Source organism: Facklamia lactis, from assembly GCF_015863205.1.
Lineage (GTDB): Bacteria > Bacillota > Bacilli > Lactobacillales > Aerococcaceae > Facklamia > Facklamia lactis.
In genome coordinates this window covers 421,865-439,558 of sequence record NZ_JACBXQ010000002.1, presented here as the reverse complement: position 1 = coordinate 439,558, position 17,694 = coordinate 421,865, and the positions used below count along the sequence as shown (strand labels likewise).

Sequence of the window (17,694 nt, the reverse complement as noted above, 5' to 3'; positions counted from 1 at the left end):
ACTGAGATGCCTGAGGGATTAGACCCATCTATGAAATAAAGATGATGTGTCAAAATTGTAGGGTAAATATTTACTTGATATAATAAGGGCAAGTTTAAATATTGGAGGTCTTTATGAAGAACACAAACTTATTAGGTAAATTAGGTTTATTGTTAACTGCTATTATTTGGGGATCGGGATTCACTTTTTCCTCAATGGCATTGGAATATTTTACTACCTTTCAAGTGATTGCCCTACGTTTTACTATTGCATTTATTATTCTGCTTATTATGAATTTTGGAAAGTTGAGACAAATTAGTAAGGGCGATTTGATTAAAGGGATAATGATTGGAGCTATCTTATTTATGGCTTACTTTTAAACAAAAGGTTTAGAATTCACTACGACGTCTAAAAACTCTTTCTTAACGGCAGTGAATGTGATCTTAGTTCCATTTATCGCTTGGATTGTTTTACGGCAAAACCTTTCAAAAAATGCCTTATTAGGAGCTCTAATTTCCTTAATTGGGATTGGTTTTACTTCCTTCGCTGGAGGAGTTGGCGAATTAGCTTTTAACTTTGGTGATGTTCTCTCTTTAGCAGGTGCTGTATTCTTTGGGGCTCATATTTTCTATACGGATCATTATGGGGATGGGATGCCAAACTGGGTTGTCATGCTGTTACAAATGGGAACCGCCGCTGTTCTAAGCTGGATTGCAACCATCTTCTTAGGTGAGACCCATATGACTTTCACTGCGCAATCGTTAATGCCAATATTATATATCGGGATTGTAGCAACCTTAGTGGGCTATGGCTTACAGACGGCTGCACAAAAGTATACAACGAGTGGGGAGTCAGCAGTTATCTTATCAACAGAAGCCTTCTTCGGTATGCTAACGGCAATTCTCCTGTTAGGAGAACCAGTAGTGATGACAATGATTCTAGGAGGTATTCTAATTTTCTGTGGAATCCTTATTGTTGAATTGAAGCCAATCAAGGAGCCTTCCTCAACTGAATAAATTTTTTGAAAACCACCTAAGCAATTGTTGCTTAGGTGGTTTTTTTGATGTGGTTCATTGGTATAGATGCCCTCAGTGAAATTTATTTTCAATTTAGTTGAGTCTGTATATTGTATAACAATGACTCTTAATAAATTTTCAATTCTTTTACCTTATTTGAAAAAGTCTTATTATAAAATCGATATAATAAGACTTTAAAATAAAGCGATAAAGGTTACAATTGAATAAAGCTTTTCATGAAATGAAAGCGTCTAATTGTTTTCCAATTGTAAAATGATATAGGAGTTTTTTAATGAAGCAAAAAATATTTAATCACTTATATAATTTTAGTGTGGATCCCCCTGAAAATGTTAAGACTGAGGTAAATAGGATAGGGAATAATGCTTTTATGTTTATGTGGCTATTTAACCTGATCTTTAACTTAATAGTGACACCTCGCTTAGATGAGAACCCAATTACCGTTTTATATCTTTATTCCTTTGCAAGTTTGGTAGTCTCACTATTCGGTGTAGGTCTTTACATTACAATCGCAACTTATAATAATGAAATTATTTCCGAATTTCGACAATCCGATCAGAACCAAAATGCAAAAACGCAAAGTAAGAATTTTTTATGGATGAGCTTTATTAGATCAATACTTGGCTTTTTAGTGCTGAATGTATATTTTAGCTATACTTTACCCTTAGTTAGTTTATTTAATAATTAGAGCTTTTCTATGGTTCTTTATAATATAATAGGTATTATAGGATTGGCATTAATGAATTATTATTTAAAAGCACCCAAAAAAACTATAAGATAATAGGGGCAATTTTGAATTCAATTCTATTGTCCTTACTAAAAAACAGATATTGTTCAGTTAACCTATTATGTTATGTAAATGAAAAAGTTATAAATTATTTATTTCAATAGAATTTGAGAGGAAAGCCAATGACGCTTTATAAAAATGAAATCCCCATTTTAGAATACGATGATGAGAAAATGGCTGTTATCATGCCAACAGATGAAGAGTATCATGCTAAGCTACCTACAAAATGCGTGTTTGCTTTTTTAGGTGAAGAAACGATAGAGGATTTTGCTAAGGAGCATGGGGCTAAAAAAGTAACGGAATTTGAGTCGGTTACTAAAATCTACAATGTGTATCAGATGACGTATCAAGGACATGAGGTTTGTTTTATGCATGCACCAATGGGCTCTGTAGCAGCAGTGCAAATTATGGATTGGCTAATTGCTTTGGGAGTGAGGGAAATAATGAGTGCGGGTTCTTGTGGATGTTTGGTAGATATTCCAGAAAATACTTTTATTGTTCCCTTTAAAGCATTGCGAGATGAAGGTGCAAGCTTTCATTATTTACCGCCTACCAGATATGTTGAGGTCAATCGAAAGGCACTAAAAGCCATCGAAAGAACCTTGATAGATCATGGGTTGAATTATACTGAAGTGGTAACGTGGACCACGGATGGTTTCTTTAGAGAAACGAGAGATATCGTGAAGTATCGGGTCGAAGAAGGCTGTTCAGTTGTGGAAATGGAATGCTCCGGTCTGGCGAGCTGTGCTGAGTTTAGAGAGGTGATTTGGGGACAAATTCTTTTTACGGCAGATTCTCTAGCGGATATAGAAAAGCACGATAAACGCAACTGGGGAGGAGACTCTTTTGAATATTCGTTGAAACTGTGTCTAGATGCGGTAGTGAATATTGAGAGTTAGTTGGATAGAAATTAAATATAGTATGGTAACTTATTAAATAAAGAAGATGGAAATATTTATAAAGACGTTTTTAATAGAGTAATTAATTATCTGAAGTTTCAAAAAAAAGTATTTATTAATTATATTAATAAAAGATAGGAGAAGGAAAATAATAAACATTTAGATTTATATAAAGAGCGGGTGAGTTTATTAACGTTTAAGCACTAGAGTTGATTCGTAACTGAAAAGAAACCGGTGAAATAATGCGATTAACTTATGTATAGATGGATACTGTTTTAATGGGACCGAGTCTTTCCATTAAGGTAGTATTCTTTATCTATTTGTATTTTTAATTAGTCTTTCCATGAGGACTCTAATAAAATAATATTGTGAGAGATATCACTTTGTTGGAAAAGTATACAATTTTATTTTATTGCTAACATTTTATTGATACAGGGAGGTGACAAGTGAAAAGGACTTTGGTCTTTTTTTTCTTCATTTTAGTCTATCTGTATATCACCTTGTTCAAAAGGAAAGGCTAATGATAGAGTTTTATCTATGATATTTTATAAGATGAGTATGAATTTGAAGTTAGTATGTTTCTGTTAGGAATTATGGGAAACGGGATGTTACTAATTTATATTGAAGATGATTATTAAAAGTTAAAGATGGAGGATTAATTAAATGAGAAAATTTATTACGGCACTTTTTGTTTCATTAATAATGTTGGTTAGTTTGCCTTTGGGTATAAATGCTCAAGAATCAGACACCTTTACGTATGCAATTTCTGGAGATCCAATGTCTACTAATCCTCTAAATGCTTCAGATCGTTGGGGATTAACTTATACAAATATGATTTTCTCTCCATTAATGCGTGTAAATGAAGATGGTAGTACGAAGTATGAATTGGCAGAATCATTTGAGATTGCAGAAGATGGTTTGTCTGCTGAAATGAAATTAAAGGAAGGGCTTAAATGGTCTGACGGAGAAGCGATTACAGCAGATGATGTAATCTTTACCTATACTACAAAAGCTAAAAAAGAAAATGGTTCTTCAGATGCCTTTTGGATTGGTGAAAAACAAATTAATTTTGAAAAAGTAGATGATTTAACTGTTAAATTTGTTTTACCAGAGGTATCAGCAGCTGCTATTAATAAATTGTCTTTTGAAAATTACATTATTCCAGAACATATTTATTCAGAAGTAACTGACTTTTCAGAAAGCTCTTTACCTATTGATCCTATTGGCTCAGGTCCTTATAAATTTGTAGAGTATAAGAATGGTGAGTATATTAAGTTTGAGGCAAATGATCAATATTATGGTGGAGAAGCTGGGATAAAAAATATTATTTTCCGTATTATTCCTGAAACTGATGCCGTGAAAGTGGCTTTACAGACGGGGGAAGTTGATGCAAGTATGGTGGGTGTAATGGATATGGCTGAATTAAGTCAAAGTGATTTAGATGTTTATTCTTATAGTGAAGGCGGAATAGGATATATTGGTATGAACTTGTCTTCTGATAATTTACAAGAACAAAAGGTTCGCCAAGCAATAATGTATGCAACTAACCGTGAAGAGATCAATCAAGCGATTTATCAGGATAAAGAATATTATGAACCAGCTTATTCATTCTTACCTCAAACCAATCAATTCTATAATGATGATGTAGAACATTATGATTACAATCTTGAAAAAGCCAAGACCTTATTAGAAGAAGCAGGAGTTGACAACTTAAAAATAAATATTGGATATGATTCAACATCAAAAACAACAGAGATGATGGTAACTTTATTAAAAGAACAATTAGCACAAGCTGGGATTGAGTTAGAGTTATTAGGTTCAGACCAAGCCACTGTTATAAATGAAATGTTAGATCCAGAATCTAAAAAATATGATCTTTTTGTTAATGGGTATGTTTTTGGAGTAGAGCCGGATGCATATAGTGCTATGTTTGGTTCAGAAGGGTCATTTAATATTTTTCATGTAAAGAATGATAAAATAGATGAGTTATTTAATGCAGGTCAAAAAGAATTAGATGTTGAAAAACGTAAAGAAATTTATAATGAGTTACAGTCTGTAATAGCTGAAGAAGCTATTTTCTTCCCTCATGCTACTGGAAAGAAAATAATTGTCTCTAATAAACGTATTCAAGGCTATGAAGAGGCAAAATTTGTACCAATTTATAGTTTGGAAGATATGTCTAAGTTAAAAATTGTAGAATAATTCTTAACTATAATTTATTAAAGCTGGTTTTAAATGCTACCTGTTAAATTTATTCAGGTTAGTGTTTTAAGCCAGCTATTTTGGAGGAAAAGATGTTTAAATATTTTGTTAAAAGGATTTTACAGAGCATACCTTTATTATTGCTAACATCATTGATAGTATTTTCTTTGATACAAATCGCTCCTTTTGATGCGATTGATGCCATAACGACTCCTGATATGTCTATCGAACGCGTGGAGTTTTTGAAACAAAAGCATGGTCTAGATCAACCTTTTTTGATTCAATATTTTATTTGGTTGAAGAATATATTGCAAGGAGATTTTGGACATTCGATTATCACTCACCATCCTATCTCTCAAGAACTTGCGACTCGTATTCCTAATACTATTAAGCTGATACTACCAGCTTATGTTACAGCATTGATAATTGGAATTCCGTTAGGTTTGTTCTCTGCCAGTCACCGTGGGAAGTGGATTGATGATACCATTGATGGAGTGCTGTCATTAGGAATTTCGGTTCCAACGTTTTGGATTGCGATGATTTTTATCTATTTTTTTGGTCTTAAGTTGCGGTGGGTACCAACAATTGGAATGCATACGATTGGAAAAGAAGGTTCATTATTGGATTTTTTACATCATTTTATTTTACCGTATAGCATTCTTGTGTTAGTCCTAATGCCAGGGATTGCTCGGTATGTTCGGGCAACGGCTATTAATCAATTACAAGAAGATTATATTCAAGTGCAAAAATCTCTTGGGTCTAAACGCAAAGAGATCTTCTCAAGACATGTTTCACGGAATACTTTATTGCCGATTATTACAAGTATAGGTATGGACTTACCAATGTTAGTGACAGGGGCAATTATTTCAGAGCGAATTTTTGCCTGGCCAGGAGTGGGACCATATCTAATGGATGCAACGAGAAAAATGGATTATCCTGTTATTATGGCTATTATGATGTTATCTGCAATTCTTGTTATTTTAGGTAATTTATTAGCTGATATAATGTACAGCATGATAGATCCTCGAATTCGAAGGGGGCAATCGTAATGTCATTAAAAAAAATAAAGCAAGTTTTAAAAGAAAAACCTACTTATTATATTCCAATTGCTTTATTAGTTTTATTATGTTTATCAGTTCTTTTAGCTCCGTTAATTCCAATTGATCCAAACCAGTCAGATGTTTTAAATATGAATCAACCACCTAGTTTAAAACATATATTTGGAACGGATCAAATAGGTAGAGATTATTTTATAAGAGTACTTTATGGGGGGCAGATTTCATTGCTAGTAGGGATACTAGCAATGTTAACTTCAATTATTATCGGGACAAGTGTAGGATTAATATCAGGTTATTTTGGTGGAGTAATTGATAATATTTTAATGAGGTTTATTGATGTCCTATCATCAATACCTTGGCTGGTCTTGGTAATTGTATTAAGTGTATATATGAAACCAGGATTGAAAACGATAATCATTATTATTGGTTGCTTTTCTTGGATGGGGATTGCTCGTTTAATACGAGCGGAAACTTTATCCTTGAAAGAACGTGAATATGTTACTTATGCTCGATTTATAAAGTTACCTGCTTTTAAAATTATTATTCGGCATATTTTACCAGGAGTTCTGCCGATTTTGATTGTGACTGCCACAGGAAGTATTGCTGGTGCGATTATGACAGAATCAACATTGAGTTTCTTAGGATTAGGAATTCAACCTCCTTATGCTTCGTGGGGAAGTTTACTTCAAAATGGTCAAACGATTCTTGCGACGGCACCTCATATGGCACTCATTCCAGGTGTATTTATTATGCTTACAATCTTTTCTTTTAATAAGATTGGGGATTTATTTCAAGAGATGATTGGAGGCGGAAATTGATGTCTGATATATTGGAAGTTGAGAATCTGTCGGTGGTTTCTCACAAAAAAGGAACTAGAAGTCAAAGAATTATACAGGGTATTAATTTAAATATTGAAAAAGGTAAAATAACAGGTATCGTGGGTGAATCTGGTTCCGGAAAAAGTATGACGATGAAAGCAATAATGAATCTTTTAGAAGGTAAGTTAGAAAGTCGCTTTGACCGTTTTACTTTTGAAGGGCAAATAATCAATAAACGAGAAATTATTAAACGTCGATTGCCTATCGCAATGATTTTTCAAGATCCAATGACTTCTTTGAATCCTTTAAGAACGATTGGTTATCATTTGATGGAAGTGATTCGTCGCTATCATAAAGTTTCAAATATGGAAGCTAAAAAATTAGCCATTGAGGAGTTAAATAAAGTAGGAATTGATCAAGCGCAAAATCGGATGGGACAATATCCACATGAGTTATCAGGAGGTATGCGGCAACGAATTATGGTTGCAATGGCTATGTTATGTAAACCTAAAATTTTGATTGCTGATGAGCCAACGACTGCACTTGATGTGACGATTCAAGCACAAATTTTATCGTTAATCCGTAAACGCCAAAGAGAAGAAGGGTTAACTGTTTTACTAGTTACTCATGATTTTGGAGTAGTTGCTCAAATGTGTGATAATGTTATTGTGATGTTGGATGGAAAAATTGTAGAACAGGGAACATCTGAAGCTATCTTTTATCAGCCTGCACATACATATACTCAAGAGTTACTAAAAGCAATTCCAGGCAATAGGGTAGGTAATCGCTTATATAGTATGCAAGAGTTTAGATTGAATGAACGGCAGAAGGCGGAAGGGAAAATGATTCTTGTGGCTGAGAATCATTGGAAATTGGAGGAATAAAGATGCTTGAAATTAGAAATCTGACGAAGATATTTGAAAAGAAAGATGCTTTGGGGAGAGTTGTAAATACTATAAATGCTTGTCGAAATGTTAATTTGACTATTCACCGTGGCGAGACACTTGGTTTGGTAGGTGAATCAGGGTCTGGCAAGTCTACATTAGGTAAGATTATTTTGGGCTTGGATGATGCAACTGAAGGAGAAATTTTATTAAATGGAGAGCGTATCGATTCCAGCCGACATAAGAACAGAACATTTATCAATACAATGCAAATCATCTTCCAAGATCCTTATTCTTCAACCAATCCACGACGTTCAGCGCTTTCGATAGTAGCAGAGCCCTTAGAAATGTTAATGAGTAAGAAAGAGGCATATGATAAGGCTGAAATGATATTAAATAAAGTAGGGATTAATGGAGAAGATATCTATAAATTGCCAAGAGAATATAGCGGAGGACAAAGACAAAGAATTGGAATTGCACGTGCGGTTGCGACGCAACCTGATTTTATTGTTTGTGATGAGCCGGTATCTGCTTTAGATGTTTCAATTCAAGCAAATATTATCAATTTGCTAATGGATCTGCAGGAAGAAGAGGAGCTTACTTACTTATTTATTACTCATGATTTATCAGTTGTTAAGTATATTGCAGATCGTATAGCTGTTATGTGTAAGGGTAAAATTGTCGAATTGGGTTGTACAAAAGATATTTTTGAGAGACCTGTGCATGCTTATACTCAGACTTTGTTAAAGGCTATTCCTATTCCTGATCCTCGTATGAAAAAAAAGCAACCGTTTGAAGTCGTTAATAATTCATCGTATTTATTAGATGGTACATGGACAGAGGTCCATGAGGGCCATTTTGCCTTAATGGAAGACTAATGCACTTGCTAAAAACTTTGAGTTGGCAGATATCATATAGATCATTTTTAAAAGAGTTGAATGAAAGCAATGTGTCGAATATTTCTCACAAAATGGGAGTCATCACCTACAATGGTTTCAATTGTCTTACGGGTTTATGATGTTTATAAGAATATGTTTGTTCATATAATTTGAGAAATTTTACTTTTGAACACTTAGTAGCTAGCTGAGTGTTCTTTTTATTGGATAAGTTAGACTAAGAGAATGTTAACTTAACAAAGCTTTCACTATTATTTGTGTTTTTAAACATTTATACTCATAGGTGGAGGTGGGGATTTTGAAGGATATCAGAGAATTGTTAGGGATTGAATATCCAATAATCGTCGGGGCGATGGCCAATATATCAAGATATGAATTGGTTGGAGCCGTTGCGGAGGCTGGTGGAATGGGCTTTATTGCTTCCGGAGGTATGTCAGCTGACGAATTACGTGAACAAATAAAACGAGTTAAAGCAATGACGAATAAACCGTTTGGCATCAATTTGATGCTTCAAATGACTAATATTTCAGAACTCATCGATGTGATGATTGAAGAAGGGATTACAGTAGTGAGTACGGGGGCGGGAACCCCTAAGGCATACATGCCAAAGTTAAAAGCAGCTAATATCAAGGTAATTCCGGTTGTTCCGAATGTTAAATTAGCTAAGAAGATGGATGACTTAGGAGTAGATGCTATTATTGCTGAGGGGCAAGAAGCAGGAGGACATATTGGACAAGTTTCGACACTTCCTTTAGTGAGACAAGTGGTAAAAGCCGTTTCGGTACCTGTGATTGCGGCAGGAGGGATTGCGGATGGTGCTAGTATGGCTGCCATGTGGGCATTAGGCGCTAAAGGGGTTCAAATGGGGTCCCTCTTTCTAACGGCTAAAGAGTGTCCTATTCAAACTAATTTTCAGCAAAAGGTTCTAGAGGCTGATGAAATGGCGACTGTTGTGACTGGAAGGAGAAGTCGCCATGCAGTACGACTTTTAGCAAATCAGATGACGGAACAGTACATCCAAATGGAATATGAGGGAGCTTCAGATGAAGCATTAGCAGGATTAACCGAGGGATCTTTATATCGTGCGGTTTATGAGGATAATGTCGAGTCCGGATCGATGATGTGTGGACAAGGTATCGGTCAAGTTAAAGAATTAAGAACTTGCCATGAAATTATGACAGATCTTATGAATGAATTTAATGAAACGTTAGCTAGCTTAACAGATAAGGTTATTGAATAAAATTTTTATCAAGTCTTGAATTTGTGAGGCTTGATTTTTTTATTTATCCTTTGAAGTGGAAGAATAGAGATCGTTAGGATTATCCAGTATAATAGAATAAATACGAGAAGCAGGAGGTAGATAGGATGGATCGAACGAGTGGTGTTTTAATGCACATTTCCTCTTTACCCAATCAATATGGAATTGGGTCATTTGGTAGGAGTGCTTATCAATTTGTAGATTTTCTTAAAGAGACTCAGCAAACATATTGGCAAATTCTTCCGTTGACGACTACAAGCTATGGAGATTCGCCGTATCAATCTTTCTCTGCTTCTGCGGGTAATCCTTATTTTATTGATTTAGATCTTTTAATTGAGGAAGGGCTTTTAGAGGAATCCGATTTGGAAGGAATTGATTTCGGACAAGACTCAAGCCAGGTAGACTATGCGCTGATTTTTAAATATCGTCATCAGATCTTAGAGAAAGCAGTTGCTCAATTTAAGCAACAAGGTCCCTCTAAGGAATATGTGGCCTTTATTGGAGACAATCATGAATGGTTAGAACCTTTTGCAGAATATATGGCCATTAAAGAACACTTTGGCTTAAGAGCTTGGTATGAATGGGATGAAGACATTCGCCTCAGGCAAGAAACAGCTTTAGAGCATTATCGACAAATTTTATCTGAAGAAATGGATTATTATCGGGTGACCCAATTTTTCTTTATGCAACAATGGCAAAAGTTGAAAGCCTATGCCAATCAGCAAAATATTCAGATTGTAGGGGATATCCCTATTTATGTTGCGCACGACAGTGTGGAAATGTGGCACCATCCTGAATATTTTAGAGTAGATGAATTTGCTGAACCGATTGTTGTTGCGGGAACCCCACCGGATGTTTTTACTTCTGAGGGGCAATTCTGGGGGAACCCAATCTATGATTGGGACTATATGAAGGACAATCAATATGATTGGTGGATTAGACGATTTGAAGAAAGCTTTAAACTATATGATCTTGTGAGAATTGATCACTTTAGAGGCTTCGAATCGTACTGGGAAGTGCCATTCTCTGCTGAAACAGCGGCGGAAGGAAGCTGGGTGAAAGGGCCGGGCTATGAACTCTTTAAAGTGGTTAACGATGCTCTCGGTCAGCTGGATATTATTGCTGAAGATTTAGGTTTCATGACGCAAGAAGTGATTGAGATGCGTGAAGCAACAGGATTTCCAGGAATGAAAATTTTACAATTTGGTTTCTTGGGAGCAGAAGATTCTCCTGACTTGCCTCATCATTATAGTGAGAATACGATTGCCTACGTAGGGACGCATGATAATGAGACAGCGATGGGATGGTATCTTGATACGGCTACTGAAGCAATGAAGGAACAAGTTGATAACTATCTAGGGATTCGACCGGGTGAAACAGTGGCAGATGCTTTGAATCGAGGGATTGCGATGAGTCCGAGTCGCATTGCTATTTATAGTATGCAAGATTTATTGAGTCTTGATAATCGGGCTCGTATGAATGTTCCATCTACGGTGGGAGGAAATTGGCAATGGCGAATGACAGAGGAACAGTTGACTCCTCAAGTCAAAGAATTCCTCTCATCGCTCACAGAAACCTATTTCAGAAGAAATCCTACTCTAAGTAAACAGACAATTATCGATGTTTTTCAACCTAATAATTAAATTCAATCATAAATACTTCTCTCACTTGGTCGATTCAATGACAGTGAGAGAAGTTTTTTGTTTTATTTAATGGATCCTTCTACCATGCCTTTGAGAATCTGTTTCTGGGCAAAGAGAAAGACAATAATAATCGGAATCATAATCATTAACGATGATGACAAGATCATATCCCACTGTTTGGTATAGGACCCTGCAAAGTTTGAAATTGCAATGGGGAGGGTCTGAATCTCATTACCAACTCCCAAGAGTTGCATAGGAAGTAAGAAATCATTCCAAATCCAAATGCCATTGAGAATAATGATGGTAATATAAATAGGTTTCATAATGGGCATTACGACATAGAAGAAGGTTTGTAACTTATTTGCACCATCTATTTCAGCAGCTTCTTCAATTTCAAGGGGCACTCCCTTTAGGAAACCGTGGAACATAAAGACGGACATGCCCATTCCGAATCCTAGATAGGCAAAGATAATGCCTGGATAAGAACGAAGAAGTGAGAATCCTAAGAAAGGATCTGTAAAGTTGTCTGAAATCATCTTAAACCAAGAAATCAGTGGATACATGACGACTTGAAAGGGAATGACCATGGAGGCGACAAATAAATAAAAAATAAAAGTTGAAGATTTGGATTTATAACGAACGAGCCCCCAGGCAGCCAAGGAACTGACGAGAGAAATTAAGAAAAGACTAGTGACGGTTATAATGACTGAAGACAGAAAGGAACCAGGATAATCGATTGAGGGATTATTCCAGATGGATTGAAAATTTGTCCAAATGTTCCCCCAATTTTCAGGTAAAGATAATGGGTTCATCAGGATTTCACGAGATGACTTGGCAGCATTGATGGTAATAAGAAGAATAGGACTGATAAAGAGGACAAAAACGAGAACTGCCAGAATTTCTAGGATCAATCGACGCCATTTGATCATTCTCATTACATCTCAACCTCCTGTCTTTTAGTAAGCGTAGTCTGGGTCACACTGATCACCACTAAAATAACGAATAGAATGACCGCTCGAGCCTGGCCTAAAGCGAGGTGATTTTCAACTGAAGCGGTATTATAGATGTTCATCGTTATAAATTCCGTTGATTTGATTGCCTCATTATTCCACATCATAGAAGGCCCTCCGCCTGTCAGAGAGTAGTTCACGTCAAAAATTTTGAAAGAATTGTTGATTGTCAAGAATAGTGACACAGTAAAAGCAGGCATAATCATAGGTAAGGTAATATGACGAAGTTTATGCCACCCATTAGCTCCATCTAAAGAGGCTGATTCATACAACGATTGAGGGACATTTTGTAAGCCTGCATAATAAATCATCATGATATAACCGGCGTACTGCCAAGTAGAAGTGATGACCAGTGCAGAGACGGCTAAACGCGGTGAGGCTAGAAATAGGTTGCTGGCTAACCAATCGAAGGAAATGACTTCTCCGATTTGAGGGAGAACATTGTTATAGATGAACTGCCAGATATAACCGAGAACAATACCACCAATCAAGTTAGGAATAAAGAAGCCTGCACGATAGATATCTCGACCTTTCAGTTGACTAGAGACAATAAGGGCTAAAGCAAAAGAAACTAAATTGATCACGATAATATTAAAAAAGGCAAAGATAAACGTGACCATTAAAGAATAACGGAAACGTGAGTCTGCAAAAGATTGCATATAATTATCTAGAAAGACAAAGTTTGCCTCGGGTTTAACGATGCCTCCCCAATCAGTAAAGGAATAATAGATTCCCATCACAAAAGGAATTAAGATGACCACTAATAATGAGAAAAGGGCAGGTGCTACTAATAGGATAAAGTTGCGACGTTGCCGTTTGCTACGTGAATTTGAACTTACCATGATGAACCTCCTCATAAAAAATGCTAACTGAGAGAAACTCCTCAGTTAGCACAAATAACTTCAGATAAAATTATTGTCCTGCTAATTCAGGAACTTTAGCAATTTCAGCTGATATTAATTCAATAAATTCAGCTTTATCAATATTTCCTTGCGCAAATTGTCCATAGACAGGTCCTAAATTGTTCATACCAAAGCCATCTGGCATAAAGTAAGTATTATCAAAGGAATAAACAGGTTTTTCGTCAGCTACCCATTCCGCTAAGAAAGCAGACATTGGGGCTTCCGGTGTTTCTTCGGTAGTAGTGAAGGCTGAAATCATATTAGCTTGATTGACAATAAAGTCTTGTCCTTCAGGGGTATTGACCATGTCAGAGAAGAACTTATTGATAGCATCCATTGCGGCCGTTTCTTTGTTAACCACATAGTAAGAAGGGGCTCCAATGAAGAGAGCATCAGCATTTTCTTCAGCTCCAAGTGTTTGATAAGGAATGAATCCCATTTCAAAATCGGCTTCCAATTCTTGCAAATTTGGATCTTTCCAGTTACCTTGATGTAAGAAGGCGGCTTGGCCAGAAGCAAAAGCAATATCCATATCTTCTTGTGTTCCAACGGTTAACATCTGTGGATCGGTATGTTGGAATAATAATTCGACCCAATCTGCATATTTAGCCATGCGATCTTTATCAGCTTCACCGGCTAATACTTGTTCGGTAATAGAACGATCTCCATTTTCAAGACCTCCACCTAAGTAGGCATTAAAGTCATGGTTCCCCATGATCCAAGTTTCACCTTCTTTTGTGGCATTCGCGACAACCGTTGTTAAGCCTAATTCTTCTTTGCGTTTCTCCAAATCTTCAAAAGCAGCCTTGACAGCTTCAAAGGAATTTAAACTTTCTGGATCAATGCCTGCTTTTTCTAATAGGGCAGCATTGTATGCAAGTCCATACCCTTCAACAGAAACAGGGAAGCCATAGACTTCTTCTCCTTGTTTAAATTCAAACTCTGTTTGGTCAATCCAATCGCCTTCAAGGGGTGCTAATTTATCTGCCCAGATATCATAACCACCTTGTCCTTCAATAACGAAGACATCTGGGCCATCTCCAGCAGTAAAGTCTGATTTTAATTGGTCTCCTAGCGTACAAGATCCAGAACACACTTTTATTGTAACGTTGACATCGTTAGCTTCTCCCCACGTTTTGGCATAGTTTGTTAATGCTTCTTGTGTTTCGCTCTTGTTAGAGTATAGGGTGAAGGCATTGGCATCTTTAGAGGCAGCAGAGACAGACGGTGTGACAACTAGAGAGCTGGCAGCCATCACTAGGGCAAGTTTTGAGAATTTTGATAATAGAGACATCGAACCCCTCCTGTATAGTCATATTTATGACTTGATTATACATCTTCGAAAACTTGTTTGCAAACGTTTGCAAATGAAGTTAAAATTGTCTTGGTAACGTTTCAATTAATCGGTAAATAATGGAGGGACAAGATGGCGATAGAAAGCTCGATCGACTTACGTAAATTGACTATTTACAGTATTTTTATTCGAAATTTCTCGAATGAAGGAAATTTTAAGGGAGTGATGCCCGAATTAGAAAGAATAAAAGAGTTGGGCGTCGATATGATTTGGTTTTTACCTCATTATCCATTGGGAGAACTTAAACGGAAAGGGAAGGAAGGCTCTCCCTATGCGATTAAAGACTATCGCGGCTTTAATGAAGCCTTTGGAACAAGAGAAGATTTTCATGCTTTAGTGGAGGCGGTTCATCAATTAGAGATGAAAGTTATGATTGATATTGTATTTAACCATACTTCGCCTGATAGTATCTTAAGCCAAGAGCATCCTGAATGGTTCTATCGGAAACCAGATGGTCATTTTGGTAATCATATTGGTGAATGGACCGATGTGATTGATTTAGAATATCAAGGCAACGACGCTCTCTGGGACTATCAAATCGAAACATTGGTGGAATATGCGAAAATTATAGATGGCTTTCGTTGTGATGTAGCGTCACTTGTTCCTTTAGAATTTTGGTTGAAGGCTCGTCAAGCAGTAACTGAAGTGAACCCTGAATTTATTTGGTTAGCAGAATCGGTGGAACCGGCATTTATTCTGGAAACGAGAAGACAAGGGATTACAGGACTTTCTGATTCAGAGGTTTATCAAGCTTTTGACCTAACCTATGATTATGATATTAACCATTACTTTTTGGCCTATTTACGGGGAGAAGTCGCTTTATCACACTATATTGAGAGTATTCGCCAACAGTTTTGGACCTACCCTGCGAACTTTACCAAATTGAGATTTCTAGAAAACCACGACCAAGAAAGAATTGCAGGTAAAATTCAACCCCATCATTCATTAAAACAATTGACCGCCTTTAATTTCTTCTTACGGGGTGCTCATTTGATTTATAATGGCCAGGAAGTCCAAGCAGACCATCTTCCCTCGCTCTTTGATCATGATTTAATAGAGTGGAATTGGCAAAAGGATATCTCAAAAGAAATCCAACGTTTTATTCAACTAAAAAAAGAACTTGTCCCAGTCTCGGGTACCTTTGAAATGGGGGCTGATGATGAATTGGAGGCCGTTTGGGTGCAATATCAAGATCATCATCAAGAAGTTATCGGTATTTTTGCTCTCAATCAGAATAAAAAAGGTGAGATAGAAGTTCCAATAGAAGATGGCAACTATGAGAACCAATATAATCATCAAGAGGTGCAAGTGAAAAATGGGAAGATAAGACTTGAGCAGGATCCGATTTATCTTCAAACCACAATCCCCTCATAAATGGTTTACCTTAAAGCGGGAAGTTCTCCTAATTCAAAATATGCTATACTACCATTACTTGCTGAGGCAATATAAAGATGAGTGAATAATCTTTTAATAGATAAATAGTTGAGGTGTTCAAGTGAAAAGAAATGATTTTCCTACAGAGGTATTAGATGTAACGATACAGGATTTAGATCACAAGGGCTTTGGATTTGCCAGATACGTGCATGCTCCTGATCGGGGCTCGAATGGCAAAGGGCTCAAATTATTTATACCGAATACAATTCCAGGAGATAAAGTGCGAGTGACGGTTGAGAATGCTAAAGGACGGAGATCGGCTCAAATTCCACATTATGATGAACTATTAGAGCCTAGTCCAGATCGTAATCAGGCGATTCCTTATAAACAAGCGAATTCAGGGGGGACCCCTCTTGTTTTCATGAACTATGAAGCTCAATTAGAAGTCAAAGAGAATCTAGTCAAGAAGGCATTAGCAGATAAGGAAATTGACCCCTCACTGGTCCAGCCAATTATGGGAATGAAGGATCCTTTTCGTTATCGCAATAAAATGGAACTCACCTTTGGAAAAGCGGGTGAGTTAGGCATGCATGAAATTGGAAATTATAAAAAAGTCATTGACTTAGACGATTCAGCCATTGCACCAGAAATTATGGTTGCGATCAAAAAAGTGGTGAGCCAATGGCAGGAAGATTACCAACTGTCAGGATACGATAAAGATCTGGTGATGGGAGATTTGAAGAATTTGATGATGCGAAGATCATTTACCACCCATGAGGTCATGGTGGTTCTAGTCGCAAATGGCTTATTAGAGGATTATCAATCCGCCAGTCAAGAACTTGTGACGCGTCTTAGTCAACAGTTCCCAGAGATTAAGAGTATAATTTGGTTGGAGAAAGAGACGGTACGGGGCGAGCATCCGGTTGAAAGACCACGATTACTCTATGGTCGAGACTATATTCAGGATGAATTAAAGGGTTATCGCTATAAAATTCGTTACAATACATTCTTCCAAGCGAGTTCACTTCAAGCAGAGAAAATGATTGACTGTGCTTTATCCTATGCGCAAGTCAATCAAAATATGCGAGTGGTGGATCTATTCTGTGGGATTGGAACTTTCAGTCTACCTTTTGCTGCAAAAGCAAAAGAACTTGCAGGTATTGAGTTGGTGGAGAATTCAATTCTTTCAGCTCGAGAAAATGCTACTAGAGCAGAACTACATAATACTCGTTTTATAGTGGCAGATGCTAAAGAAGGCTTGGAACAGTTAAAAGAAGAGTGGCCAACCACCGATCTTCTGATTATTAATCCTCCACGTGGGGGAGGCGGCCGGAAATTGATGAGAAGAATTGGACGCTATGGGGCAGAGAAAATCGTCTATATTTCTTGTAATCCAAGAACCTTGGCTGATGACCTTGCCTGGCTGGCAGAATTCGACTACGAACCACAAATCATCCAGCCAATCGATCAATTTCCCCATACCTTGCATGTTGAGTGTGTAGTATTGATGTCACGTACAGGTGAATAAACCGCATTAGAATAGGGTTCCTGAGCGCCTGAGAGGTGTTTGGGAACCCGTTTTTTTGTTTAATTGGA

At 36.8% G+C, this 17,694-nt stretch carries 14 protein-coding genes and 2 pseudogenes; 13 read left to right on the top strand and 3 right to left on the bottom strand.

Translation table 11 applies throughout. The annotated features are described in order from the left end of the window. Positions 1 to 113: 113 nt before the first annotated feature. From HZY91_RS11145 to malQ, 11 genes and pseudogenes are all read left to right on the top strand, one after another. Positions 114 to 509 (top strand): annotated as a pseudogene (locus HZY91_RS11145) (EamA family transporter); the annotation flags it as partial. Next, positions 492 to 995, top strand: a complete 504-nt coding sequence (locus tag HZY91_RS10960; protein ID WP_328752123.1) for a DMT family transporter — start codon at positions 492 to 494, stop codon at positions 993 to 995. The pseudogene HZY91_RS11145 and the gene HZY91_RS10960, both read left to right, overlap by 18 nt. 292 nt (positions 996 to 1,287) lie before the next feature. Continuing rightward, the gene (locus tag HZY91_RS05115) at positions 1,288 to 1,701 is read left to right on the top strand and encodes a DUF3278 domain-containing protein (RefSeq protein ID WP_197115181.1); all 414 of its coding nucleotides are present in this window, start codon (positions 1,288 to 1,290) and stop codon (positions 1,699 to 1,701) included. 221 nt (positions 1,702 to 1,922) lie between these two features. Next, positions 1,923 to 2,699, top strand: a complete 777-nt coding sequence (locus HZY91_RS05110) for a nucleoside phosphorylase (RefSeq protein ID WP_197115180.1) — start codon at positions 1,923 to 1,925, stop codon at positions 2,697 to 2,699. Positions 2,700 to 3,362: 663 nt separating this feature from the next. Continuing rightward, entirely contained in the window at positions 3,363 to 4,901 is a 1,539-nt protein-coding gene (locus HZY91_RS05105) for an ABC transporter substrate-binding protein (RefSeq protein WP_197115179.1), read from the top strand. Between the two features lie 92 nt (positions 4,902 to 4,993). Then, positions 4,994 to 5,950 carry an ABC transporter permease gene (locus tag HZY91_RS05100; RefSeq protein WP_197115178.1) on the top strand — a complete coding sequence of 319 codons (957 nt, stop codon included), beginning with the start codon at positions 4,994 to 4,996 and terminating at the stop codon, positions 5,948 to 5,950. After that, on the top strand, positions 5,950 to 6,777 hold the full coding sequence (locus HZY91_RS05095; protein WP_197115177.1) for an ABC transporter permease: 828 nt from the start codon (positions 5,950 to 5,952) through the stop codon (positions 6,775 to 6,777). The genes HZY91_RS05100 and HZY91_RS05095 overlap by 1 nt, the downstream gene beginning before the upstream one ends. After that, on the top strand, positions 6,774 to 7,661 hold the full coding sequence (locus HZY91_RS05090) for an ABC transporter ATP-binding protein (protein WP_197115176.1): 888 nt from the start codon (positions 6,774 to 6,776) through the stop codon (positions 7,659 to 7,661). Before HZY91_RS05095 ends, HZY91_RS05090 begins: the two co-directional genes overlap by 4 nt. Before the next feature lie 2 nt (positions 7,662 to 7,663). After that, positions 7,664 to 8,539 (top strand): ATP-binding cassette domain-containing protein, encoded by an 876-nt coding sequence (locus HZY91_RS05085; RefSeq protein WP_197115175.1) that lies wholly within the window; start codon positions 7,664 to 7,666, stop codon positions 8,537 to 8,539. Positions 8,540 to 8,855: 316 nt separating this feature from the next. Continuing rightward, a complete protein-coding gene (locus HZY91_RS05080; protein WP_268888814.1) occupies positions 8,856 to 9,797 on the top strand; it encodes an NAD(P)H-dependent flavin oxidoreductase in 942 nt (313 codons plus the stop codon). A gap of 122 nt (positions 9,798 to 9,919) precedes the next feature. After that, positions 9,920 to 11,458, top strand: a pseudogene (malQ, locus tag HZY91_RS05075) (4-alpha-glucanotransferase); the annotation flags it as partial. A gap of 62 nt (positions 11,459 to 11,520) precedes the next feature. Here the strand turns inward: malQ and HZY91_RS05070 are convergent. The 3 genes from HZY91_RS05070 to HZY91_RS05060 form a co-directional block, all read right to left on the bottom strand. Next, entirely contained in the window at positions 11,521 to 12,393 is an 873-nt protein-coding gene (locus HZY91_RS05070; RefSeq protein WP_197115173.1) for a carbohydrate ABC transporter permease, read from the bottom strand. After that, entirely contained in the window at positions 12,393 to 13,310 is a 918-nt protein-coding gene (locus tag HZY91_RS05065) for a carbohydrate ABC transporter permease (protein WP_197115172.1), read from the bottom strand. The genes HZY91_RS05070 and HZY91_RS05065 overlap by 1 nt, the downstream gene beginning before the upstream one ends. Before the next feature lie 70 nt (positions 13,311 to 13,380). Continuing rightward, positions 13,381 to 14,664: an ABC transporter substrate-binding protein gene (locus HZY91_RS05060; protein ID WP_197115171.1), complete on the bottom strand. Its 1,284-nt coding sequence runs from the start codon at positions 14,662 to 14,664 to the stop codon at positions 13,381 to 13,383. Between the two features lie 132 nt (positions 14,665 to 14,796). Here HZY91_RS05060 and HZY91_RS05055 point away from each other — a divergent pair, with 132 nt between their 5' ends. Next, a complete protein-coding gene (locus HZY91_RS05055) occupies positions 14,797 to 16,098 on the top strand; it encodes an alpha-amylase family glycosyl hydrolase (protein WP_197115170.1) in 1,302 nt (433 codons plus the stop codon). Between the two features lie 121 nt (positions 16,099 to 16,219). Further along, complete coding sequence (gene rlmD, locus HZY91_RS05050; protein ID WP_197115169.1) at positions 16,220 to 17,626, top strand: 23S rRNA (uracil(1939)-C(5))-methyltransferase RlmD; 1,407 nt, start codon at positions 16,220 to 16,222, stop codon at positions 17,624 to 17,626. Positions 17,627 to 17,694 lie beyond the last annotated feature (68 nt).